Source organism: Pseudozobellia thermophila, from assembly GCF_900141855.1.
GTDB lineage: Bacteria > Bacteroidota > Bacteroidia > Flavobacteriales > Flavobacteriaceae > Pseudozobellia > Pseudozobellia thermophila.
Map to the genome: position 1 here is coordinate 33,098 of NZ_FQYU01000012.1, position 24,939 is coordinate 58,036.

Annotated in this window: 20 protein-coding genes; 13 read left to right on the forward strand and 7 right to left on the reverse strand. The window is 48.7% G+C overall.

The window, feature by feature from the left end:
- Window positions 1-17: 17 nt before the first annotated feature.
- The gene (locus tag BUB37_RS18965; RefSeq protein ID WP_072995412.1) at window positions 18-1,553 is read left to right on the forward strand and encodes a YifB family Mg chelatase-like AAA ATPase; all 1,536 of its coding nucleotides are present in this window, start codon (window positions 18-20) and stop codon (window positions 1,551-1,553) included.
- Between the two features lie 659 nt (window positions 1,554-2,212).
- On the opposite strand, the gene BUB37_RS18970 is transcribed toward BUB37_RS18965, so the two are convergent.
- Window positions 2,213-3,298 (reverse strand): Gfo/Idh/MocA family protein, encoded by a 1,086-nt coding sequence (locus BUB37_RS18970; RefSeq protein ID WP_072995413.1) that lies wholly within the window; start codon window positions 3,296-3,298, stop codon window positions 2,213-2,215.
- Window positions 3,299-3,901: 603 nt separating this feature from the next.
- Between BUB37_RS18970 and BUB37_RS18975 the strand changes: the two genes are divergently transcribed.
- On the forward strand, window positions 3,902-4,990 hold the full coding sequence (locus BUB37_RS18975; RefSeq protein WP_072995414.1) for a M12 family metallopeptidase: 1,089 nt from the start codon (window positions 3,902-3,904) through the stop codon (window positions 4,988-4,990).
- A 20-nt stretch (window positions 4,991-5,010) separates the two neighbouring features.
- Here BUB37_RS18975 and BUB37_RS18980 read toward each other — a convergent pair whose 3' ends face one another.
- Both BUB37_RS18980 and BUB37_RS18985 read right to left on the reverse strand, forming a co-directional pair.
- Window positions 5,011-5,574 (reverse strand): hypothetical protein, encoded by a 564-nt coding sequence (locus BUB37_RS18980; protein WP_072995415.1) that lies wholly within the window; start codon window positions 5,572-5,574, stop codon window positions 5,011-5,013.
- Between the two features lie 16 nt (window positions 5,575-5,590).
- Window positions 5,591-6,034: a hypothetical protein gene (locus BUB37_RS18985; RefSeq protein WP_072995416.1), complete on the reverse strand. Its 444-nt coding sequence runs from the start codon at window positions 6,032-6,034 to the stop codon at window positions 5,591-5,593.
- 304 nt (window positions 6,035-6,338) lie between these two features.
- On the opposite strand from BUB37_RS18985, the gene pxpA reads away from it, so the two are divergent.
- The 11 genes from pxpA (at window position 6,339) to BUB37_RS19040 (ending at window position 20,075) form a co-directional block, all read left to right on the forward strand.
- Complete coding sequence (gene pxpA / locus BUB37_RS18990) at window positions 6,339-7,064, forward strand: 5-oxoprolinase subunit PxpA (RefSeq protein ID WP_072995417.1); 726 nt, start codon at window positions 6,339-6,341, stop codon at window positions 7,062-7,064.
- Between the two features lie 5 nt (window positions 7,065-7,069).
- Window positions 7,070-7,807 carry a 5-oxoprolinase subunit PxpB gene (gene pxpB, locus BUB37_RS18995; RefSeq protein WP_072995418.1) on the forward strand — a complete coding sequence of 246 codons (738 nt, stop codon included), beginning with the start codon at window positions 7,070-7,072 and terminating at the stop codon, window positions 7,805-7,807.
- On the forward strand, window positions 7,800-8,645 hold the full coding sequence (locus BUB37_RS19000; RefSeq protein WP_072995419.1) for a 5-oxoprolinase subunit C family protein: 846 nt from the start codon (window positions 7,800-7,802) through the stop codon (window positions 8,643-8,645). Before pxpB ends, BUB37_RS19000 begins: the two co-directional genes overlap by 8 nt.
- A 435-nt stretch (window positions 8,646-9,080) precedes the next feature.
- Entirely contained in the window at window positions 9,081-10,763 is a 1,683-nt protein-coding gene (ilvD, locus tag BUB37_RS19005; RefSeq protein ID WP_072995420.1) for a dihydroxy-acid dehydratase, read from the forward strand.
- A 95-nt stretch (window positions 10,764-10,858) separates the two neighbouring features.
- Window positions 10,859-12,592, forward strand: a complete 1,734-nt coding sequence (gene ilvB, locus BUB37_RS19010; RefSeq protein WP_072995421.1) for a biosynthetic-type acetolactate synthase large subunit — start codon at window positions 10,859-10,861, stop codon at window positions 12,590-12,592.
- 64 nt (window positions 12,593-12,656) lie between these two features.
- A complete protein-coding gene (locus BUB37_RS19015) occupies window positions 12,657-13,238 on the forward strand; it encodes an O-methyltransferase (protein ID WP_072995469.1) in 582 nt (193 codons plus the stop codon).
- A gap of 129 nt (window positions 13,239-13,367) precedes the next feature.
- A complete protein-coding gene (gene ilvN / locus BUB37_RS19020; protein ID WP_072995422.1) occupies window positions 13,368-13,901 on the forward strand; it encodes an acetolactate synthase small subunit in 534 nt (177 codons plus the stop codon).
- 111 nt (window positions 13,902-14,012) lie between these two features.
- Window positions 14,013-15,488, forward strand: a complete 1,476-nt coding sequence (ilvC, locus tag BUB37_RS19025; protein WP_072995423.1) for a ketol-acid reductoisomerase — start codon at window positions 14,013-14,015, stop codon at window positions 15,486-15,488.
- A gap of 68 nt (window positions 15,489-15,556) precedes the next feature.
- Window positions 15,557-16,807 (forward strand): threonine ammonia-lyase IlvA, encoded by a 1,251-nt coding sequence (ilvA, locus tag BUB37_RS19030; RefSeq protein WP_072995424.1) that lies wholly within the window; start codon window positions 15,557-15,559, stop codon window positions 16,805-16,807.
- A gap of 131 nt (window positions 16,808-16,938) precedes the next feature.
- Window positions 16,939-18,519 (forward strand): NADP-dependent glyceraldehyde-3-phosphate dehydrogenase, encoded by a 1,581-nt coding sequence (locus BUB37_RS19035; RefSeq protein ID WP_072995425.1) that lies wholly within the window; start codon window positions 16,939-16,941, stop codon window positions 18,517-18,519.
- A 353-nt stretch (window positions 18,520-18,872) separates the two neighbouring features.
- A complete protein-coding gene (locus BUB37_RS19040) occupies window positions 18,873-20,075 on the forward strand; it encodes an MFS transporter (protein WP_072995426.1) in 1,203 nt (400 codons plus the stop codon).
- An 83-nt stretch (window positions 20,076-20,158) separates the two neighbouring features.
- On the opposite strand, the gene leuB is transcribed toward BUB37_RS19040, so the two are convergent.
- The 4 genes from leuB to leuC form a co-directional block, all read right to left on the reverse strand.
- On the reverse strand, window positions 20,159-21,214 hold the full coding sequence (gene leuB / locus BUB37_RS19045) for a 3-isopropylmalate dehydrogenase (RefSeq protein ID WP_072995427.1): 1,056 nt from the start codon (window positions 21,212-21,214) through the stop codon (window positions 20,159-20,161).
- 47 nt (window positions 21,215-21,261) lie between these two features.
- On the reverse strand, window positions 21,262-22,773 hold the full coding sequence (locus tag BUB37_RS19050; protein ID WP_072995428.1) for an alpha-isopropylmalate synthase regulatory domain-containing protein: 1,512 nt from the start codon (window positions 22,771-22,773) through the stop codon (window positions 21,262-21,264).
- Window positions 22,774-22,873: 100 nt separating this feature from the next.
- Window positions 22,874-23,470 (reverse strand): 3-isopropylmalate dehydratase small subunit, encoded by a 597-nt coding sequence (gene leuD, locus BUB37_RS19055; protein ID WP_072995429.1) that lies wholly within the window; start codon window positions 23,468-23,470, stop codon window positions 22,874-22,876.
- Window positions 23,471-23,520: 50 nt separating this feature from the next.
- A complete protein-coding gene (gene leuC / locus BUB37_RS19060; RefSeq protein WP_072995430.1) occupies window positions 23,521-24,939 on the reverse strand; it encodes a 3-isopropylmalate dehydratase large subunit in 1,419 nt (472 codons plus the stop codon).

A 24,939-nucleotide genomic window follows, 5' to 3' on the forward strand; every position in this document is an offset into this window, starting at 1 on the left:
ACCAAGTTTATAGTAGCATGCTTAAAAAAGTTTACGGAAGTGCCGTTTTCGGGGTCGAGGCTACGACCATTACCTGTGAAGTGAACGTCGATACCGGGGTGGGCTACCATTTGGTAGGGCTGCCCGACAATGCGATCAAGGAAAGCAACTATCGCATAGCCGCGGCCTTGCTGAACAATGGGTATCGCATTCCCGGCAAGAAAATAACCTTGAATTTGGCACCGGCCGACCTGAGAAAGGAAGGTTCGGCCTATGACCTGACACTGGCCTTGGGCATTTTGTCGGCCTCCGGACAGATTAAGTCCGAAAATATCGAGAAGTACATTATTATGGGCGAGCTTTCCCTTGACGGTAGCCTTCAGCCCATCAAAGGGGCCCTGCCCATTGCCATAAAGGCCCAGGAAGAAGGGTTTGAAGGCTTTATCCTTCCAAAGGTGAATGCCAAGGAGGCGGCCATTGTTTCCGACCTAAAAGTCTATGGTGTCGAAAATATTAGCGAGGTCATCGCCTTTTTCGACAAGGGCCAGGCCTTGGAACAGACGATAATAGACACACGGGAGGAATTTTATAGAAGTTTGGATTTTCCCGAGTTCGATTTTTCCGATGTCAAGGGGCAGGAAAGCATCAAGCGCTGTATGGAAATAGCCGCGGCTGGGGGGCACAATATCATTCTCATAGGTCCGCCCGGCGCGGGCAAGACCATGCTGGCGAAGCGTTTGCCCTCCATCCTGCCGCCTATGACGATGCACGAGGCCTTGGAGACGACCAAGATACACAGTGTTGTCGGAAAGATCAAGAACATGGGGCTGATGAGCCAGCGCCCGTTTCGGGCACCCCACCATACCATTTCGGATGTCGCCCTGGTCGGTGGTGGCGCCTACCCGCAACCCGGAGAAATATCGCTTTCCCACAACGGCGTATTGTTTCTTGACGAATTGCCCGAATTTAAAAGGAGCGTACTCGAGGTTATGCGCCAACCCCTCGAAGACCGCGAGGTGACCATTTCACGGGCGCGTTTTACGGTCACCTATCCGAGCAGCTTTATGTTGGTGGCAAGCATGAACCCGAGTCCGGGAGGCTATTTTAACGATCCCGATGCCCCGGTTACCTCGTCCCCGGCCGAAATGCAGCGCTATTTAAGCAAAATTTCGGGTCCGCTGTTGGATCGTATCGATCTCCATATCGAGGTTACCCCGGTACCCTTTGAAAAACTGTCCGAAGACCGCAAGGGAGAAAGCAGTGTGGAAATCCGCAAACGGGTAACCGCGGCCCGGGAGGTACAGACAAAGCGGTTTAACGGGCTGGACAACGTGCACTACAATGCCCAGATGAATACCAAGCAGATCAGGGAGTTTTGCAAATTGGACGGGGCCTCGAAGGAATTATTGAAGAACGCCATGGAAAGGTTGAACCTTTCGGCGAGGGCGTACGACCGCATCTTAAAGGTGGCGCGAACCATTGCCGATCTGGACAAGGCCGCCGACATTAGTGGCAACCATATTGCCGAGGCCATTCAGTACAGGAGTTTGGATAGGGAAGGGTGGCTAGGGTAGTAGGTGGATGTCCGACCCTTCGGCATACCGGCAACAAAAAACCCGACTAATAACTTAATCGGGTTTTTTGTTCCTTTACAAGATTTTCGCATTAACGCTCTATGTCTTTCATGATCCTTAAGAACAGTTGTCTTTCTTCTTCGAGCCGTTTCAATGCAAGTAAGATCGTTTTCATGATATAGGGGTTTTAATACAGGGGCTAATATATCATTTCCAAGAGAGAGTGTAGATGAAATGCACATTTTTTCGATGAAATGCATTTAATCTTAACAATTCGAATTAAAAAACCACAGCGTATGGGGCTGTGGTTCTTTCCGTAAAATGTTTACGGCGACGTTCTTGGGTTTCTTTTTTGCCCTGCACCGGGCTCAATCGAAATAATGGAATACCAGCGTCCGTTCTGCTTTTTAAAAAGGATAGCTATAAATCAAAAATATAGTCATCGCAATTATAAATACAATATTGAACGCTACATAGATATAGGTAAGTTTATCTTTAAATTTCATAGTAATAGGTCTCTGATCCATGAACGAATTTAGCTACTCCACTAAAAAATAACCCATAGAAAAACCCCAATATTTTTAGGGGATTATCTCAAAAATATTGGGGTTTTTGTCAGTTTTTGCAATGGTAACCCCTTGTTTTTGGGGATACTACGGTCAAATTTTGATCAAATTGTTGGCGGCTGCCGATTTGTAAACGGCCTCTACCACCCGAATATCGCGTAGGCCTTCTTCCCCGGGAACCATCACATCGGTATCGTTGATGATGGCCAGGGCGTCATCGTCCATTTGTCGGGCTTGCTGATTGGCTATCGGGTAGTCGATTTTGGTACCGTTGCTCATAACGCCCTTGTTGCCCCTATATGACGAATGGGGTTCCATTTGAAGCCATCCCTTTTCATAATTGATCTTAAGATAGTTCATCGAAATGCCAAAACTGGTGTGGCAAGCGGCCCTTGCACCGCTGGGGAACTCAAGTTGGAACATGGCCGTTTCTTCTACTTCGTGATAGATATCGGGGCGTGTGGTAAAGGTCTGGGCCAACACCGAAACGGGTTCCTCTCCCGTGGCCAGCCTGGCACCCTGAATGGCATATACCCCCATGTCGCCCATTACACCACCGCCCATGGCCTTCTTTTGTTTCCAATGGTCCGTACGGCCGTCGAAATAGCCCGCTGCCGAAGTGACCATGGCTACCTTGCCGAATGTCTTTTCCTTGGCGGCCTTCATGTAGGCCTGAATGTTGGGGTCGTGCTGGCAGCGGTAACCGATGGAAAGCTTTACTTTGTGGTCTTTACAGGCCTTGATCATGGCCTCGCAATCCTTTACCGAAGGGGCCATTGGTTTTTCGCACCATACGTGCTTTCCCGTTTTCGCCGCCCTGATGACATATTCGGCATGCATTGAGGGGGGTAAGACGATGTAGATCACATCGATATCCGTATTGTTGGCAATGTCGTCGAAATTCCCGTAATCGTAGATGTTCTTGTCGGCAAGGCCATATTTCTCTTGCCAAACGGGGATTTTTTCGGGACTTCCGGTAACGATTCCCTTCAGTTCGCAGTGTTCGGTCAGTTGAAGGGCCGGCGCCAAAAGGTCGGTACTGTAGTAGCCCAAACCTACCAAGGCCACGCCAAGTTTCTTCTTTTGAGGTGAGGTGCTGGCCCATAAGGCATTGGGCGCAAAGGCCGTAGAGGCGACCAAGATTCCGGTTTGCTGTAAAAAGGTGCGTCTGTCTTTCATTTCGTAGCGTTTTCTAGTTGAAGTTGAATTAAAGGCTAGAAATTACGACAAGAAATCGAATTGACCAATACCGGCATATCGTGAAAAATGCTGATACGTAATTATTTATAGCTAAAAGGGACCTTCAACCCCTAGGGCACCGTTTCAAAAAAAATTACATAAAGCGACCATATAAAGCAGGCCGCACAAAAAATGTATACCAAGTAATCGTTCATCGTGTATTTTTCTTTCATAGATACGTGTTGATGTTTCTTTTAAAAGAACGTCAAATATCAAGACCCTTGGGTATTGATCGGGGAAAGGGAGGGTTATTTCGATTGATGGTCAAAAGTCCGGTCAACGGCAGATATATTCCATAAAGAACAGGGGGGAGGTCACACAAAGGACCGATTAACGGTACGCTTTGTCCGAAATTTGGCCGGATTTCCCTTCCTGTGGGTAGCCTGTCCTAAAAAGTGCCCCGATTGCACACCATATAGGGCTGTTTATACAAAACGTATTGATATTCAGTTGTTTGTTGGGTAATTTGGATGGTCGTGGGTGGATGGCCCCTGCCGCCGGTCCGTCTTCTGACCCGTACAACAAACCTAAAAGAATCGAATCATGGGAGCACCTAGTGAAATACGTTATTGCAACCTGCCTCAAATGCCGGAGCGGTCTTTTGATATGCCGGTAGGTCCGTTGAGAATGGAGGCCATACTAATGATGGCCAAGAAATGGGTCAACGGGACCAAACTAAAGTTTTCTTTTTTCGAAGGGGATTCGTTCTTTACGCCGGCCACGGATAGCAATGGCAACCAGACCAAGCTTTTTTGGGAAGGTAGCGCGGAGGAGAAGGAAGCGGTCCGGAATGCCTTTCGTACCTGGAAAGATCTGGGGATAGGCCTGGAGTTTGAAGAGACCGGCGACCACCTCGAGGCCCTTATACGTATCGGTTTTGCCAAGGGAGAGGGTTCGTGGTCTTATGTGGGGCGCGACGCATGGGAAATACCCAAGGGGGAGCGCACCATGAATTTCGGCTGGGATATCGTTGACGACCAAGATACCGTCCTACACGAAATCGGACATGCAATGGGCTTTCCCCACGAGCACCAAAACCCCAAGGCGGGAATCGTTTGGGACGAAGACGCCGTTTACAGCGCATTGGCCGGTCCTCCCAATTATTGGTCCCGGGACAAGACCTTTCACAACATCATACGTAAAATTTCCCCGGACGAGGTTCAAGGGTCGAGCTGGGACCCCAATTCGATCATGCACTATCCCTTTGGCGCGAATATGATTCTTTCCCCCGAGAAGTATAAAACCGGACTTTCGCCCGAAGCGGGCCTTTCGAACCGCGATATAACTTGGGTAAAGCAATTTTATCCCAAAATGGACAAGCGGACCTTTACGAGGCTTAAGGCCTTTCATTCGGAAATTATTTCCATCGATGCAGGGAATCAGGCCAATATGGAATTCATACCCGAGGAATCGCGGTACTATACCATACGTACCTTTGGCGATATGGATACCGTGATGGTGCTTTCGGAGGTGCGTAACGATGAAAACGTCTACCTGTCGGGGGATGATGATAGCGGGGAAGACCGCAATTCGGTGATACGGGAGAAACTGTTCAAGGGCAAAAAGTACCTGATCAACATCCGCCTCTTTTACAAGGCAAGTGCCGGTGATACCTGCATTATGGTGTATTGATATGCATGGGGGATAAGGGGCTAAAGCTGAAACTCCTCGTTGTTGGGATCTCCACCATCGATTTTTTTCGGGGTAAAGATATCTTTGAGTATATAGGCGGCAATAATGGTAATGCCTACGACAAGAAGGGGGATGGCAAAACGCCAATTTAAAACATTGAGGATACTTCCGGCAATAATGGCCAAGGCCCCGACCACCATGGCAAAGTTCCAGATTACTTGAATGCGTTGGTTTTTAGACCTGCGGTCCTCATCCAAAAAATAGGCCGTTCCTTCCATTACGAACCAAGTGACGAACGAGAGTCCGATTACAATTTGAAAAAATGTGGTGTAGGTAAGGTGCAAGGTCCGAAGCAGGCCGTTCAAGGTCCAGCTCACAACCAAGACAAGCTTTACGATGTCGAGGAATTTTTTTTCGTTCTTTTTCCAGAACCTGAACAGATAAAGGATGCCGGTTGCGGCGAAACCGACCATCATGGTTTCCCGGGCATAGGGCCATTGCAAGATTTTTAATAAAAGTCCCACTAAAATTATGGAAAGGGAAATCCGTAAGGGTACCTTCAATATTTTATCAGAAATGGACATGATGAACGTATTTGGGTTAAATGGCCTTGATGTGCGTGCGAAGCCCTTCCATTATTCCTAGAATATTATTAACGGTTTCTTTGAGATAATATTTTATAAGGACATGGGGTATTCGTATGGTAGTGAACCCGTTCTTGAACGAATGCATGGCTTCCTCGAGGTCGTGTATGGCCTGTTCGTGGGTTATCATATTGTATTCAACATCGATTTCGATGTTCAGCTTTACCCGCGAAATGGCTATGTCGATAGACTTGCTTCCGTCCCACCATTCCAACATGGCCGTTACTCCGGCTTCCTTGAGTCCGTAATACAGTTGAATGGCTTCTTTGGGCGTATTATGACTCTCTATCAATTTGATCATTCGCCTTTGGTGAGCAGGGCATAGCTCAACACCTAACGCATCCATACTCGCCTTATGGTCGGAGTAATCGAGTTGTTTGTTACATTCCACACAAGTCATATAAATAGGTCAATTTTGGGCCGGGGGGTTAGGACCGGTATGTTTGATTTGGGAATATTATAACCTGCATATTTTTCGATTAGTATATAGTTTCGATGTACGGCACCCCACTTTTAGACGAACTGCATTTTTTTAGATAAACGGCAATCAAAAGTGTTAAAATTGTGGTGAAAACAAGGGTCGACCTTGTAATTTTATAAAGGAAGGACCGGTTGATTGTGCGGTGGTTTTTTGGTTAAAACCGACAATAGCAAAACCCATTTCTTATTTTTACCGGATAATTTGGACGGCAATTTGGCATAAGATGAAAACGATAGAGATCAATTGCGATGTAGGGGAGGGCACCAAAGGCGAGGAACGTCTTTTTCCGTACATCACTTCGTGCAGCATAGCCTGTGGAGGGCACACGGGGGACAGGGATAGCATGAGAAGGGCCTTGCTATTGGCCAAGCGCCATGGGGTGCGGGTAGGGGCCCACCCTTCATATCCCGACCGGGCCAACTTCGGGCGAAAGTCCCTTGCGTTGGCTGCGCCTGAATTGCAAAAGAGCATCGTGCAGCAGGTATGCGAACTTCAGGCCGTTGCGGCGGAGGAGGACATGCGCTTGGATCACATTAAGCCCCATGGTGCCTTGTACAACGATATGGCGGCAAACCAAGATTTGGCCGCAGTTGTTCTAAGCGGGCTTGCCGATTTTAAAAAATCGCTCCGAATTCTGGTGCCTTTTGCTTCCAAAATTGAGGCTGAGGCCCTCAAGCAGGGGTTCGCCATTGCCTACGAGGTCTTTGCCGACAGAAATTACAACCCCGATCTTTCCCTCGTTGCCCGCAATGAGCCCGGGGCCCTGATCCTGAGTCCCGAAAAGGTTTTGGAACATATCACGGGAATAATTAAATTTCAACAAGTAAAGACCATAAGCGGCGAATTAAGGAAAATTAAGGCCGATACGTTTTGTGTTCATGGCGATACACCTGCAGCTTATGAAATTGTGTCGTATATTAGGCAGCATATACCGAACCCTAATACCTAAATAAAGTGAGTACCTACGAGATTTCCATTCGGCCCTTTGGTGTGCACGCTATTTTGATGGAATGGCCGCAACGGGTCGAGGAGGCCATTCTTGACGATATTCTTCAATTTACCTGGTTTTTGGAGGAGGTCGGCCTAAAAGGCGCGAATTGGGAAATAGTGCCCGCCTATAATTCGGTTACCTTGATCCATCGCGAACGGCCCATCGTATTTGAGGAATTTGCGAAAAAATTAAGGGATTGGTACGGTCGTCCCGCAACAACGAGATCCGGTAAAAGATGGCTGTGGCGTTTGCCGGTCTGTTACGACCCGGAGTTTGCCATCGACCTGCCCGAGGTGGCCGATCGTTCGGGCAAGACCGAAGACGAAATCGTTCGCTTGCACACATCGTACACCTATACGCTTTATTGTATCGGTTTTTTGCCCGGGTTCATGTATTTGGGCGGCTTGCCCAAAGAACTTGAAATCCCCAGGAAACCACAGCCCAGGTCAAAGGTCGCGAAAGGGGCGGTCGGACTCGCGGGAAAACAAACCGGAATATACCCCCAGGAGTCCCCGGGGGGCTGGAATATTATCGGAAGGTGCCCCGTGCCGATGTTCGATCCGAAAAAGGAGGAGCCCTGTTTTATCAGTGTGGGGGACAAGGTGCAATTTTACGCTATAGAACGGGCCGAATACGACTTGCATAAGATAGAAGCGGAAGTGGGTATTTATAAGCCGGAAAAATCGGAATGGGATGCTTAAAGTTTTAAAAGCCGGACTTTTTACGACCATTCAAGACCAAGGTCGTTTTGGGCTGCTCAACAAAGGAGTACCCGTAGCGGGATATATGGATACCTATTCGGCCAGTAAGGTCAATGCGCTCTTGGAGAACCAGCCCGATGCGGCCGTTATGGAAATTACCATGACGGGACCCTCCCTACAGTTTGACCAAGATACCTATATCTGTTTGGGCGGGGCCGATATTCCGGCAAGCCTGAACAATGGACAGGTAGACAGATATAAGGTGACGAAAATCAAAAAAGGGGATATCCTGACCTTCGGTAAACTGCAAAGGGGGTTCAGGGGCTACCTCGCTGTCAAGAACGGCTTTCAAACTCCCGTCGTTCTGGGTAGCCGTTCCTTTTTTATACCGGTGACCCCCAAAGACCATTTAAAAAAAGGGGATACCGTGGCCTATACCAAAGTATCCCATTTTGACCCTAAGGTCAGTGAGCTGAAAGTAGATTCCTTTTTAGGGGAAAACGTGCTTTACGTTACCCAGGGACCCGAGTACGAACTGTTGGACGACAAGCAATTGGAGGTCTTGTTTTCAAAGGCGTTTACCGTGTCGAACGAAAACAATCGAATGGCCTATCAGCTTGAGGAAAAGCTCCCGGGCCATGCTATTTCAATGCTTACCTCGGCTACCTTGCCCGGTACGGTACAATTGACGCCTTCGGGCAAATTGATCGTTTTGATGAAGGACGGCCAGACAACGGGAGGATATCCGCGAATTCTACAGCTATCCGATGAGGCCATATCCCTTATGGCACAGAAGAAATATGGCGACAAAGTACGCTTCAAATTGAGAAAACCGTAAAATTTTGGTTAGAGGGCGCATTATTGATCGGGATACTTTGTGGAGTTTTATATTTTATATAATATTGTTTCCATGATTGCAAAATATACAAAAGTCGTGGTGGATTTGGTCATTTCCGGAGGGAAGTGATACGGAATTCTATCGACTTTGGAGGCCTGTATCAAAAACGAGATTGATACAGGCCTTTTTTATTGGAAAACGAATGGACTTTAAGGCAAAATAGGTCCGACTGCAGCTCTGATCAAGTATTTTGCAACTATTGAATATGATAAAATTATGTATTTAAGAACCTTATAATCAATTGGTTAGTAAAAAAATATAAATCTTGGCTTTAGAAAGCCGTTTGGCCTTAAATCACAGGGCTTTATGAAATCGATACCTTTGGGTAACAACAACTATTTTGCACATTTACAACAACCACAACTACATTGATAAATGAATTTGAAGAAATTTAGTCACAGCGTAACCCAAGACCCTAGCTTACCGGCGGCCCAGGCCCAGTTGCATGCCCTTGGCCTCACCGATGAAGATTTAAAAAAACCCTTTATCGGTATTGCCAGCACGGGCTATGAGGGGAATCCGTGCAATATGCACCTTAACGACTTGGCCGTTGAAGTAAAAAAAGGGGCGACCCAGGCCAATCTGGTAGGACTGATATTTAATACCATTGGGGTAAGCGACGGGATATCGAACGGTACACCGGGGATGCGTTTTTCCCTGCCATCAAGGGATTTGATCGCCGATTCCATGGAGACCGTGGTAGAGGCCATGGGTTACGACGGATTGGTTACCGTAGTGGGTTGCGATAAGAATATGCCGGGAGCCCTGATCGCCCAGTTAAGGTTGAACCGGCCATCGATCTTGGTCTATGGGGGTACCATAGCCTCCGGATGCCATAACGGAAAAAAGTTGGATATCATCTCGGCCTTCGAGGCCTTTGGCCAGAAAGTGGCCGGGACCATTGACGAGGCGGAATACAAGGAAGTTATACATAAGGCTTGTCCCGGGGCGGGTGCCTGTGGCGGTATGTACACCGCCAACACCATGGCCTCGGCCATTGAGGCCTTGGGCATGTCGCTGCCCTTCAATTCCTCCAATCCCGCGGTAAGCGATGGAAAATTGAAGGAACACGAATGCGTCAGGGCGGGCGAGGCCATGAGGTTACTGTTGGAGAAAGACATCAAGCCTTCGGATATCGTTACCAGAAAGTCTTTGGAAAATGCCATTCGAGTGGTGACCATCCTAGGGGGGTCTACCAATGCCGTACTTCATTTCTTGGCGATAGCCAAGGCGGCCAAAATCGAATTTACCCTCGAGGATTTCCAAAATATAAGCGACTCGACCCCATTGTTGGCCGACCTTAAACCTAGTGGACGCTATTCAATGGAAGACCTGCACGAGGTAGGCGGCGTGCCCGGCGTACTTAAATATATGCTCAAGCAAGGCATGTTGCATGGCGACTGCCTCACCGTAACCGGAAAAACATTGGCCGAAAACCTCGCCGATGCCGCAGAGTTGGATGCCGACCAAGATATTATCCGTACCGTCGAGAATCCCATTAAGGAATCAGGACATATAAGAATCCTTTTTGGCAACTTGGCAACGGAAGGCGCCGTGGCCAAGATTACCGGTAAGGAAGGCCTTTCGTTTAGAGGACCAGCCAATGTATTCGACAGTGAGACGGCGGTGAACGAAGGCATCAAGAGTGGAAAGGTCAAAAAAGGGGATGTGGTAATCATCAGGTACGAAGGGCCCAAAGGGGCTCCGGGGATGCCCGAGATGCTCAAGCCAACCTCTTCCATTATGGGGGCCGGTTTGGGCAAACATGTGGCCCTGATCACCGATGGAAGGTTTTCAGGTGGTTCCCACGGCTTCGTCGTAGGCCACGTCTCTCCCGAAGCCCAGGTGGGAGGAAACATCGCCTTGGTCGAAAACGGCGATATCGTTGTGATCGATGCCGTGAACAACACCATCGACATCGAGGTCAGCGATGAGGTACTGGCCGAGCGAAGGGCCAAATGGAAGGCGCCCAAACTCAAGTTTGAAAGAGGGGTGCTCTACAAATATGCAAAGACGGTATCATCGGCCTCCCAAGGTTGTGTTACCGATGAATTTTAATAGGAATAGTAAAGGGAAAGTCGATTTTCCGATTGTTTAAATACGTGTCTTAGTGGCAAGTCCGAAAGAAAAAGGCACCAATACTTGAACGTAATATGGAAGCAGTTAAAATAAAAACCGAGGAGGCTAAGAACAAGGCCAAGCTGAAAATGTCGGGTGCCGAAGCCATCATCCATTGTCTGTTGGCCGAAGGTGTCGATACGCTTTATGGGTATCCGGGAGGTGCCATTATGCCCGTATACGACGAGCTCTATAAGTTTCAGGACAAACTTACACATATCTTGACGCGGCACGAACAGGGAGCCGCCCATGCCGCCCAGGGTTATGCCCGGGTTTCGGGCAGGGTAGGCGTGGCCATGGCCACTTCGGGTCCGGGTGCGACCAATTTGGTGACGGGTCTTGCCGATGCGCAGATCGATTCGACACCAATGGTCTGCATTACCGGGCAGGTGACCCGCGCGTTGTTGGGTTCCGATGCCTTTCAGGAGACGGATATCATAGGTATCTCGACCCCGGTCACCAAATGGAACTATCAAATTACCAAGGCCGAAGAGATTCCAGAGATCATGGCCAAGGCTTTCTATATCGCAAAAGCCGGCCGTCCAGGTCCCGTTTTGGTCGATATCACAAAGAATGCCCAAATCGACGAGTTTGAGTTCAGTTATGAAAAATGTACGGCGGTCCGCAGCTATAATCCTGTGCCTAAGCCGGATGCCAAGGCCATCGAGGCGGCCGCTGAATTGATCAATAGCGCCAAAAAGCCGATGATCGTGTGGGGGCAGGGCGTGATCTTGGGCAAGGCCGAGGAAGAGTTGAAGGCCTTGATCGAAAAGAGCGGTATTCCCGCGGCATGGACCATCATGGGGGCCTCCGCCATCGATTCCGATCACCCCTTGAATGTGGGCATGGTGGGCATGCATGGCAACTATGGCCCGAATATATTGACCAATGAATGCGATTTGCTCATAGCCATAGGCATGCGTTTTGACGATAGGGTAACGGGAAAACTCGATACCTATGCCAAGCAGGCCAAGGTCATACATTTCGAGATCGACAAGGCCGAGGTGAACAAGAACGTACACGCCGATGTGGCGGTCTTGGGCAATGCCAAGGAAACCTTGGGGCTGTTATTGCCCTTGGTCAACGAAAACAAGCACGAAGATTGGCATAACGAGTTCAAGAAGAAATACGAAATTGAGTTCAACGAAGTCATCAAGGGCGACATTCACCCGACAAAGGAAGGCTTGACCATGGGCGAGGTGATCGAACAGATCAATATCGCCTCGGGTAACAAGGCCGTTATCGTAACCGATGTGGGACAGCACCAAATGATCGGTTGCAGGTACGCCAAGTTCAAGGAGTCTAAAAGCAATATTACCTCCGGAGGCCTCGGTACGATGGGCTTTGCCCTTCCGGCCGCCATAGGGGCCAAAATGGGTGCCATGGACCGCGAAGTGGTCGCCATTATCGGCGACGGTGGCTACCAAATGACCATTCAGGAGCTCGGGGTGATCTTTCAACACAACCTTCCCGTTAAGATCGTCGTGCTCAACAACGACCATTTGGGTATGGTAAGGCAATGGCAGGAGCTCTTTTTCGATAAGCGATATGCCTCTACGGTAATGGTCAATCCCGATTTTGTGAAGATTGCCGAAGGCTATCACATAGAATCGAAAAGGGTGAGCAAGAGGGAAGAATTGCAATCGACCATTGAGGAGATGATCGCTTCCAAAAATCCGTATTTCCTGGAAGTGAAGGTAGAAAAGGAAGACAACGTCTTCCCCATGGTACCTGCAGGGGCATCGGTTTCCGATATCCGTTTAAAATAACAATGAAAATTGGTTTTGGCCCGTTTTTGACGGTCTGCCGATAAGCCCTTGAACCAGAATGGCCATGTTCGACACCAACATTTCCGATACTCCCGAAATTTATGGGCAGATAGTGCAAAGATCGAAGGAAGTCGGCTTTACCATGCCTTCCGACGTTTACATAGGCACCTTGTTGAAGACCTTGGTGGCCTCAAAGCCGAAAGGCAGGTTCCTTGAACTGGGTACGGGCCTTGGCCTAAGCTTGGCATGGATCCTCGACGGAATGGATGCCGGATCGAAAGTGGTATCGATCGACAATGATCCAAAGTGGGTTCGAATAGCCCAAGCGTATTTTGAAAAAGATGCCAGGCTCAAGCTGGTGTGCGCCGATGTGGGCAAATGGTTGAAAACCTATTCGGGCGAAAAATTCGATTTGGTTTTTGCCGATGCATGGCCGGGCAAGTACAGTGAAATCGAAGAAGTCCTCGACCTGGTAAAGGTGGGCGGCTTTTACGTAATCGACGATATGAAGGCCCAGCCGAACTGGCCCTATGGCCACGAAGGGCATGTACAGGACCTTGTAGCCTATTTGGAAAGGAAGCGGGATTTTACCTTGACCAAGATGGATTGGTCGACAGGGCTTGTCGTAGCGGTTAGAAATAAATAAGGGACCGTTGAAAAGGGGCGGTAGCTGTCGACGACAATAAATTAAAAGTAACCCCTCGGGCGCAGTCGAGAGGATTTAAATACAGAAAACAACAATCGGCTGCGTTCGACCGATTATATGGAGTAAGTGATGAAAAAACAACAGTGGTTTACAATTTCGGTATATTCCGAGAACAACGTTGGCCTTTTGAACAGAATATCAGGTATATTTTTAAAGCGCCATATCAACATTGAAAGCCTTAACGTCTCAAAATCCGAGATCGATGGGGTTTCCAAATTTACGATCGTAGTGCATACCACCGAAAAATGGGTGCGCAATATCGTAGGACAAATAGAGAAGCAGATCGAAGTGATCAAGGCCTTCTACCATACCGACGAAGAGACGATCTACCAAGAGTCGGCCTTGTTTAAAATTGCATCGAACCTCCTGTTCGACGAAAGGCAGATCCAAAATATTATAAAAGACAACAATTCGCAGATCGTTACCGTGGCCCGTGAGTTTTTTGTAATCGCCAAATCGGGTAGAAGGAACGAGATCGATGATATGTACGAGCAACTGAAACCCTATGGCATCATGCAGTTCGTAAGGTCTGGGCGTATATCCGTATCCAAGGATATAATGCAGATAACGGGGCTGCTCAAAGAATTTTACGAAGAGGCCTAATTATTACAGGCAATAACTTATTAATACGTATTTTCGTTGGTCGAAAATTTTAAATAACCGATAAATTGAACATTTTCCTGTGGTGCAGGATGAAAAGAAAAATTATTATCTATGGCAAATTACTTCAATACACTATCATTAAGGGATAAACTGGCCCAATTGGGTAAATGTAGGTTTATGGAATCCTCGGAGTTTTCCGATGGTGTATCCGCTTTAAAGGGAAAAAAAATAGTGATCGTGGGTTGTGGTGCCCAGGGATTGAACCAAGGGCTCAACATGCGCGATTCGGGCTTGGATATTTCCTATGCCCTGCGCGAAGGTGCAATCAAGGAAAAGCGTCAATCTTATGTCAATGCCACTGAAAACGGTTTTGATGTGGGAACTTATGAAGAGCTGGTGCCATCGGCCGATTTGGTGATCAACCTGACGCCCGACAAACAGCATACGAGCGTTATCAACGCCGTAATGCCCTTGATGAAAAAAGGGGCCACGCTTTCTTACTCGCATGGTTTCAATATTGTGGAAGAGGGCATGCAGATCCGCGAAGACCTTACCGTTATCATGGTCGCGCCCAAATGTCCGGGTTCGGAAGTCCGCGAAGAATACAAAAGAGGTTTCGGCGTACCTACCTTGATCGCCGTTCATCCCGACAACGACCCACAGGGCAAAGGACTGGAGCAGGCCAAGGCCTATGCAGTGGCTACCGGAGGGCATAGGGCCGGTGTGCTTGAATCGTCCTTCGTGGCCGAGGTAAAGTCCGACCTAATGGGCGAGCAGACCATTTTATGCGGATTGTTGCAGACAGGTAGCATCCTATGTTTCGACAAAATGGTCGAGAAGGGCATCGATCCGGGGTATGCATCCAAACTTATCCAATACGGATGGGAGACCGTAACCGAGGGAATGAAGTACGGTGGCATTACCAATATGATGGACCGTCTTTCCAACCCGGCCAAAATCAAGGCCTTTGAACTGTCGGAAGAATTGAAGGAAATCATGCGTCCGCTTTTCCAAAAGCATATGGACGATATCATGACCGGCCATTTCTCGAAGACCATGATGGAAGATTGGGCCAATGACGACGAAAACCTATTGCGCTGGAGGGCCGAAACCGGTGAGACCGCATTTGAAAAAACGCCCGCTGGCGATATGGAAATTTCCGAACAGGAGTTTTACGACAATGGCGTTTTGATGATCGCCATGGTAAGGGCAGGCGTAGAGTTGGCCTATGAAAGCATGACGGAATCGGGTATCATTGGCGAATCGGCCTATTACGAGTCCTTGCACGAAACCCCTTTGATCGCCAACACCATTGCGAGAAAGAAATTGTTCGAAATGAACCGGGTTATCTCCGATACGGCCGAGTACGGTTGTTACCTCTTCGATCATGCCTGTAAGCCCCTGTTGGCCGATTTTATGAAGAAGATCGACACCGATGTAATCGGAACCGCCTACGGAAAAGACAAGGATAACGGGGTAGACAATGCCAAGTTGATCGCCGTGAACAAAGTGTTGCGCGAACATCCGGTAGAAGTGGTAGGAGCGAGGCTGCGTGCTTCGATGACCGCCATGAAGCCTATTGTATAATTTTAATTAAGCCCTGTTCGTTTATAGGTCGCCCGTTAAGGGACTCTTTGCGAACAGGGTTTTTTTGTATGTCGTATTTTCCCAACATTGCCGATATTCGAAAAGCGGCCGAGACCATTGGCCAAGTGGCCTCCGTAACCCCGCTGACCCCCAGTATAAGGCTGTCAAAATTGTTTGATGCCCACATCCTTTTGAAACGGGAAGACCTACACCGGGTACGGTCTTACAAGATCCGGGGAGCCTTTAATAAGATCAGTTCCCTATCCGATAAGGAAAGGAAAAACGGTATCGTATGCGCCAGCGCCGGCAACCACGCCCAGGGCGTGGCCTTTGCCTGCAACCATTTGGGCATTCGCGGGACCATTTACATGCCTTCGGTAACACCCAAGCAAAAAATAGAACAGACCAAGATGTTCGGTGGCGAATGGGTAGACGTGGTCTTGGAGGGCGATACCTTTGACGATTCGTTCAAAAGTTCGATGGCGTTCTGTACGGCGAACGATAAGACCTTTATCCACCCCTTTGACGACCCTAAGGTCATTGAAGGGCAGGGTACGGTAGGTCTTGAGCTGTTGGACCAATCCCAAGAACCCATCGATTACGTATTCGCTGCAATCGGTGGTGGCGGACTCGCATCGGGGCTGATCGGGGTTTTTAAAGAGCTTGCCCCACAAGCCAAAATAATTGGTGTAGAGCCCCAAGGGGCGCCATCGATGAAAACATCCATGGAAAAAGGGGTGAACACCAAACTGGGGCAAATAGATAAATTTATCGATGGGGCCGCCGTCCAAAAGGTAGGCGACCTTACTTTTGAGATTTGTAAAAGCGGACTGAGCGATATCGTGGCCGTACCCGAAGGCAAGGTTTGTCAGGTAATTTTAGACCTTTACAACCGCGATGCCATTGTGGTGGAACCGGCCGGTGCCCTGACTATTGCCGCCTTGGATTATTTTTCGGAAGAGATCAAGGGAAAAAACGTGGTCTGCATCCTAAGTGGCAGCAACAACGATATCACCCGAACGGCCGAGATCAAGGAAAGGGCCTTGCTCTACGGACAGTTAAAGCATTATTTTATTGTGCGATTCCCACAACGGCCCGGAGCCCTAAAAGAATTTGTGGCCGAAATTTTGGGTCCAGATGACGACATTACGCATTTTGAATACTCCAAAAAATCGAGTCGTGAGAACGCTCCGGCCATCGTTGGTATCGAACTTAAGCGTCCGGAAGACCTGCAGCCCCTTATTGGACGTATGAAGGCCAATAATTTTTATGGAGACTACCTAAACGACAAACCCGACCTTTTTCAATACCTTATTTAAAAAAATCATACGGTTCTGTGATATTGCTAAAAGCACAACGATTTAATAATATTTTAGCGCTTTTCTGTTTTTATTATTCCGTATTTTCGTTTTAACATAATTTGTTATACCCATTTTAGATACCAACACAAATGAAGACTATTCCTGAAGAGTTCCAGATCAAGGAACTTATTGAGCAGAAACAATATTTGATCGATGGTGAGTTGAAGACATGGACGGGAAACACGACCGAAGTCTATTCGACCATATCGTCTACCGAAACGTACAAGCCAACGGTTTTGGGCAGTATACCCGACATGGGCGAGCCCGAGGCACTGGAGGCATTGGATGCCGCCATGGCCGCCTATGGCAGGGGGCAGGGAGTATGGCCGACCATGCACGTAAAAGACCGTATCGAATGCATGGAGAATTTCGTCGGGCAAATGGAGACCAAGCGCGATGAAATTGTCAAACTCCTGATGTGGGAAATCGGTAAGTCCCTTCCCGATTCGCAAAAAGAATTTGACCGTACCATCGAATACATCTACGATACCATAGAGGAATACAAGGAACTCGATCGCAATTCGGCCAAGTTTCAAAAACACGATGGCGTCTATGCCCATATCAAAAGAGGGCCCCTAGGTGTCGTTCTGTGCCTCGGGCCGTACAATTATCCGTTGAACGAAACCTTTGCCCTGTTGATTCCCGCCATAATCATGGGCAATACGACCATATTTAAGCCGGCAAAGCACGGGGTCTTGTTGATCACCCCTTTGTTGGAAGCCTTTCAAAGCTCGTTTCCAAAGGGCGTCGTAAACATTCTTTTCGGTAGGGGAAGGGCGGTGGCGGCCCCGATCATGCAGACGGGCAAGGTCGATGTCCTGGCGCTGATCGGCAATAGCAAATCGGCCAACGCCTTGCAGGAACAGCATCCGAAGAGTAACCGGCTGCGGTTGGTATTGGGACTTGAGGCCAAAAACCCCGCCATTATTTTGCCCGATGCGGACCTAGACCTTACGATCGATGAATGTATCGCCGGTACATTGTCGTTCAATGGGCAAAGATGTACGGCACTTAAGGTAATCTACGTGCATGAAGATATTAGGGATGAATTTATAAAACGCTATTCCAAAAGGGTAGACGAACTAAAATTCGGAAACCCGTGGGAAGAGGGGGTTAAGCTTACGCCCCTCCCGGAACCGGGTAAACCGGCCTATATCCAAGAGTTGATAGATGATGCCGTTGAAAAGGGCGCAAAAATAATGAACCAAAAAGGAGGCCAGAAATTTGACAATTACATCTGGCCAGCCGTGCTTTATCCCGTAACCAAGGATATGCGGGTGTACCAAGAAGAACAGTTCGGACCGGTGATTCCCGTTCTTTCCTTTTCCGATATCGAGGAACCGCTCAACGATATGGCCGAGAGCAACTACGGGCAACAGGTAAGTCTGTTCGGAAAGGATGTTTATACCTTGTCGCCCTTGATCGATACCTTGGTCAACCTGGTCTGTAGGGTCAACCTGAACAGTTCGTGCCAAAGAGGCCCCGACGTATATCCGTTTACCGGTAGGAAGGATTCGGCCCAGGCGACCTTGAGCGTACACGATGCCCTGCGCTCCTTTTCCATTAGGACCTTCGTGGCCTTTAAGGACAATGAACTCAATAACGAGACCGTACAAAACCTATTGGAGGCCAAGGTGTCCAATTTTGTTAGCACCGACTACATTCTTTAAGGAAGAAGGACAGGTTACTGTAAGACTATACTACAAACTCCACAATCTATCGGATTGCTGGGGTTTGTTGTTTTTTAACCCTTCTCTCCCAAGGGCTACTTCCCGTTGCATCCAGTTCAGTACCAAGGGATTTGGTGCCCAATTTGAGCTAATTCCTATGTTTGTGTTAAATTTTAACCTCAATTTGTAGTTTAGGATGTAAATAGGTTAAAATAGCATAGTTATTGGATAAATGTGTAAAGCAAATTCTTATCGAGGCAAACTAATTTTGTAGGGTAAAATTTATGGATGTACCTCAAACATTCCCAAACAGGTGAACATAAAAAATAGTTTAACCTACAAATTGCAAGATTATGAAAACAGAAAGAGCTAACAAAAAAGCGCTGATCGCCTTGGCCGTAGGCGGCTTCGGTATCGGACTGACCGAATTTGTTATTATGGGTATCCTGCCCGATGTGGCCAAGGGACTCAACATTACCATTTCCCAAGCAGGGCACTTTATAGCCGCCTATGCCATGGGCGTAGTGGTAGGGGCGCCCTTATTGACCCGCTTTAGTTCAAAAATGGATTCGCGGATGATCCTATTGTTGTTGATGGGATGGTTTACGCTGTTTAATACCCTTTCAGGATTTGCGACCAGCTATAACATGCTTTTAATCGTTCGATTCTTATCGGGATTGCCACATGGCGCCTTTTTTGGAATCGGGGCCGTAGTCGCAGGAAAATTGGCCAGGGAGGGCAAGGCCGCCCGGGCCATAGCCGTGATGTTTACCGGATTGACCATTGCCAATGTGATCGGGGTACCCATCGGAACCTATATTGGCCACCATTACAATTGGAGCATTTCCTTTTATATGGTAGGTATCGTTGGACTTCTTGCGGTATTGAGTGTCTTCCTATGGATGCCCAAATTGGAGGCCGAAAGGCCCAAACCCTATTCCAAGGAAAACAAGGGACTCAAGAACGGGGAGCTGTGGGCGATGATCATGTTGACCACCATAGGTACAGGGGGCTTTTTCGCCTGGTACAGTTATATCGCACCGTTAATTACCGACATAGCCGGATGGGGCGAGTATATGGTAGGATACGCCATGATATTGGCCGGAATGGGCATGGTTTTCGGCAATTTCATCGGGGCCAAGATGGCAGAGGTCTTTTCGCCCTTAAAAGCGGTGGCCATCAGTTTGACGGTTATGGTCGTGCTGTTGTTGACCAATTCGTTACTGGCGTTTAATCCCTATATCGTTCTTGGGATGACCTTTTTTGTCGGGATGGCCTCTTTTACCGTTTCGACACCGATACAAATGGCCATCATAAATACTTCAAGGGGCAATGAGATGCTCGGCTCTTCGATGAACCAGAGCGCCTTTAATATGGGCAATGCCTCGGGGGCTTACTTGGCCGGCTTGCCAATGACCTTCGGATTGAGCGTGGTATACGCCGGTGTGGTAGGTGCGGTTTTGGCCGGAATGGGAGTGCTTATGGCCATCGGAATCATCGTATACAGAAAGCACAAGTCAGGCTATAACTTTAGGAAAATGGCATTTAACAATTAATACCAAGGTACCAAAGGCCATAAGAAAGCCCTGTCGTATGCATATATGACAGGGCTTTTGTACTGGTTACAATTAGGAAGGCGCTATATGTTCTTCGCCAACCAATCACCAACTTCACTGGTTTTATAGGCCTTTCCGCCTTCGGCCAGGTCTTCGGTAACGATTCCTTCGGCCAATGATTTGTTCACGACGTCACGTATGGCCTGGGCCTCTTCGGTCAAATCCATATCCTCGAACAACATGGCGGCGGACAATACGGTGGCCAAAGGGTTGGCGATGTCCTTTCCTGCTGCCTGTGGGTAGGAACCGTGTATCGGTTCGTACAACGATACCTTGCTTCCTACCGAAGAGGATGGCATCAAGCCCATGGATCCCGAGATCACGGAAGCTTCATCCGTTAAAATATCACCGAATAGGTTGGCCGTGATCATTACGTCGTAGTCTTTTGGCCATTGGACCAAACGCATGGCTACGGCATCGACGAACTCGTAAGAGACCTCTACTTCAGGATAATCCTTTGCCATGGCCTGTACCGTTTCCCTCCACAGCCTTGAAGATTCGAGTACATTGGCCTTATCGACGCAGCACAATCTTTTCGACCGTTTCATGGCCATTTCAAAGCCCTTTTTGGCCAAACGTTCAATTTCAAAACGCTGGTAGGTCATGGTGTCAAAGGCGGTATTGTTATCGTCCTTTCTTCCTCGCTCACCAAAGTAAACCCCTCCGGTCAGCTCGCGAAGAATGATCAAATCGGTACCCTCTATACGCTCGCGCTTTAAGGGCGACTTTTCGATCAAGGAAGGAAAGGTAAAGGTGGGGCGTACATTGGCGAACAAGCCCAATTTCTGGCGCATTTTCAACAAACCTTGCTCGGGCCGTACCTTGGCCGACGGATCGTTGTCGAAACGCGGATGCCCTATGGCACCGAAGAGGACCGCATCGGCATTGGCGCAGACCTCGTGGGTTTCGTCGGGGTAGGGCTCTCCAACGGCGTCAATGGCCGCGGCCCCGGTCAAGGCGGGTTTCCAAGTGATCTCGTGGTTGAATTTGGATGCGATGGCATCAGCTACTTTTACGGCTTGGTCAATTACTTCGGGGCCGATACCGTCTCCGGCCAAAAGTGCAATATTTAGTTTCATGTACTGATTTTGCTTATTTGCTTTCCGCTAGGCGGATGTTTTATGGTTTAAATGATGTTCAACATTTTCTCGGTTGCCTTGATCGCCGATACGGTCTGGTCCGAATCGAGGCCCCTGGAGGTAAACTCCTTTCCGTTGGCGTTCCAGGTGATGACCGTTTCGCAAAGGGCGTCCGAATTACTGCCCGGCGGTATGCGCACCGCATAATCGATCAATTTCGGCAGTTCCATTTTGCGGGCGCGGTATATTTTGCGCAGGGCGTTCATAAAGGCGTCGTACTGACCGTCGCCCAAGGCATTCTCCTCGTACGATTTGCCATCGATTTCCAATGACAGGGTGGTAGAGGGGCTCAGGCCCTTGGAGTGGGTCAACACGTACGACTTGACAAAAACCTTTTGTTGGTAATCGGTATCGAGCACGTCGGAAATGATGTAAGGCAAATCTTCCTTGGTCACCTTTTCCTTTTTGTCGCCCAGTTCTATGATTCGGGCCGTTACCTTCTTGAGTTCATCGTCGTTCAGGGTAAGACCCAACTCCTGGAGGTTTTTTTGAATGTTCGCCTTTCCCGACATTTTTCCCAGGGCGTATTTGCGTTTTCGGCCAAAACGCTCGGGCAGCAGGTCGCTAAAGTAAAGGTTGTTCTTATTGTCTCCATCGGCGTGTATACCAGCTGTTTGCGTAAACACGTTTTCGCCGACGATAGGCTTGTTCGCCGGAATCGCGAAGCCCGTGAAAGCCGAGACCAGTTTACTGACCCGGTACAAGGCCTTTTCGTTTACATTGATCGAGACCTCGGGCAAAAAGTCGTTGATTACCGCAATCGCGCTTGCCATGGGGGCGTTTCCGGCGCGCTCGCCCATACCGTTTACGGTAAGGTGCAATCCGTGGCATCCGGCCTTGACGGCTTCCATAATATTGGCCACTCCCAGGTCATAGTCGTTATGGCCGTGAAAGTCAAAATGCATATCGGGGAAGCGGTCGATAATTTCCGAAAGGTAATCGCGGGTTTCGTTGTAGGTCAATATCCCCAAGGTATCGGGCAAGAGCACCCGCTTTATGGGTTGGGTCGACAGAAACTCGAGAAATTCGAAGACATAGTCCTTCGAGTTCCGCATGCCATTGCTCCAATCCTCCAAATAAATATTATTGATAAAGCCTCTTTTTTCAGCCTCGGCGAAAATTTCGGCAATTTCGGAAAAATGTTGCCCGGGCGTTTTTCTAAGCTGGTGCTTCAAGTGGTTCATAGACCCCTTGGTAAGCAGGTTTTGCGATTTGGCCCCGGCTTTTTCCATCCAATTCAACGAAGCCCCTCCATCGACAAAGGTGAGAACCTCTACACGGTCGAGGTAGTTTTGTTCTTCGGCCCATGCGGTAATCTGCTGAACGGCCTCCAATTCCCCTTCCGAAACCCTTGCTGATGCCACCTCTATGCGATCGACCCCAAGTTCGTCAAGCAAGAGCTTGGCCAAAGTGAGTTTTTCGGAGGCGGTAAATGATACACCGGACGTCTGCTCGCCATCGCGAAGCGTAGTGTCCATAATTTCCAAGTGTCTTTTCATTTTCTACCTAACGGTTAATATCGTGTTCCGTTTGGAAAGATAACCTGTTCCCAGATTACTTCCAGATGCGAAAGTTGGCATTTGGTTGGTGCCGAAGGGCTTAGAAAGGTCGGCTTTTGGCGAACTTTTCGATGTCGTCCTTGATGTTCAAAAGGTAGTCGATATCGTCGAACCCATTGGTCATGTTCCCTTTTTTATAGGTGTTGATGTCGAAGGGTTCGCTTTCCCCGGTCGCCAAAATGGTTACTTTTTGTTCGGGGAGGTTCACTTCAAACTCCGCCTTTGGGTCTTTTTCTATTGCCGTGAAGATTTTCTGAAGGAAATCGGCACTCACCTGTACGGGCAATACCCCGATGTTCAGGCAGTTGTTTCTAAAGATATCCGCGAAAAAGCTGGAAATCACACAGCGGAAGCCGTAATCGTAAACGGCCCATGCCGCGTGCTCGCGCGAAGATCCCGAACCAAAGTTCTTGCCGCCTACCAATATTTTGCCCCCGTAAATGGGATTGTTGAGAACAAAGTCCCTCTTAGGGGTGTTGTCTTGGTTGTAGCGCCAATCGCGAAAAAGGTTGTCTCCGAACCCTTTCCTTTCGGTGGCCTTTAAAAATCGTGCCGGGATGATTTGGTCGGTATCTACATTTTCTATCGGTAACGGAACCGCTGTTGACGTTAATATATCGAATTTATCGTATGCCATTTTACTACTCGTGTTTGTTAATGTTGGGGACCCCTGTTTGGGTCGTTTGTTTATCCCGCTACGGGTTCTTGCATCAATTCCCTTGGGTCGGTTACCTGACCGGTAACGGCCGCTGCGGCAGCGACCAAAGGACTGGCCAATAAGGTTCTCGATCCCGGACCTTGCCTACCTTCAAAGTTTCGGTTGGAGGTACTCACGGCCAATTTTCCGGGGGGTACCTTATCGTCGTTCATGGCCAAACAGGCCGAACATCCGGGTTCGCGAAGCTCAAAGCCGGCCTCGGTCAGAATGTCCAAAATGCCCTCTTCCTTGATGGCGGCCTCTACCTTGTGGCTTCCTGGAACCAGCCAGGCCGTAACGTTGCTGGCCTTCTTTCGTCCTTTTACCACGGAGGCAAAGGCCCTAAAATCCTCGATACGTCCGTTGGTACAACTTCCTAGGAAAACATAATCGATAGGCTTGCCGATCATTTTGTCGCCTTCGCCAAATTTCATGTAGTCCAACGACTTCTTATAGGTCGATGCACCTCCTTGGGCGGCGTCGAAGGTGGGAATATCCTTGCTGATGCCCATACCCATACCCGGGTTGGTACCATAGGTGATCATCGGTTCGATCGATGAGCCGTCGAAGGTTAATTCCTTGTCGAACACTGCATCGGGATCGGTGTACAGGGTTTCCCAGTATTCCATGGCGGTATCCCATGCCTCGCCCTTGGGGGCGAACTCACGCCCTTTGATGTATTCGAAAGTGGTCGCGTCGGGAGCGATCATACCGCCCCGGGCGCCCATTTCGATACTTAGGTTACAGACGGTCATACGTCCTTCCATGCTCATGTTCTTGAACACGTCGCCCGCGTATTCGACAAAATAGCCGGTCGCGCCCGAAGTGGTCAATTGCGATATGATAAAGAGTGCAACGTCTTTTGGGGTAACCCCGTATTGGAGTTCTCCGGTAATGTTGATGCGCATTCTTTTGGGCTTGGGCTGCATAATGCATTGGGTGGCCAATACCATTTCTACCTCCGAAGTACCGATACCGAAGGCTATGGCCCCGAAGGCCCCATGGGTAGAGGTATGCGAATCGCCGCAAACGATGGTCGCCCCGGGCAGGGTAATGCCGTATTCGGGCCCTACCACGTGTACGATACCGTTTTTTTCGTGCCCCAGGCCCCAATAGGTAATGCCGTGTTCCTTGGCATTTTCCTCCAACATTTTCAGCTGATTGGCCGATAATGGGTCGGCCACGGGCAAATGTTGGTTGATGGTCGGGGTGTTATGGTCTGCGGTAGCAAAGGTTTTCTCGGGATGCATTACCGGAATATTTCGGTTCTTCAACCCTAAAAAGGCTACGGGACTGGTTACCTCATGGACCATATGGCGGTCGATGAACAGTACTTCCGGGCCATTTTCTATTTGGTGGACCACATGGGAATCCCACACTTTGTCAAACAATGTCTTTTGTGCACTCAT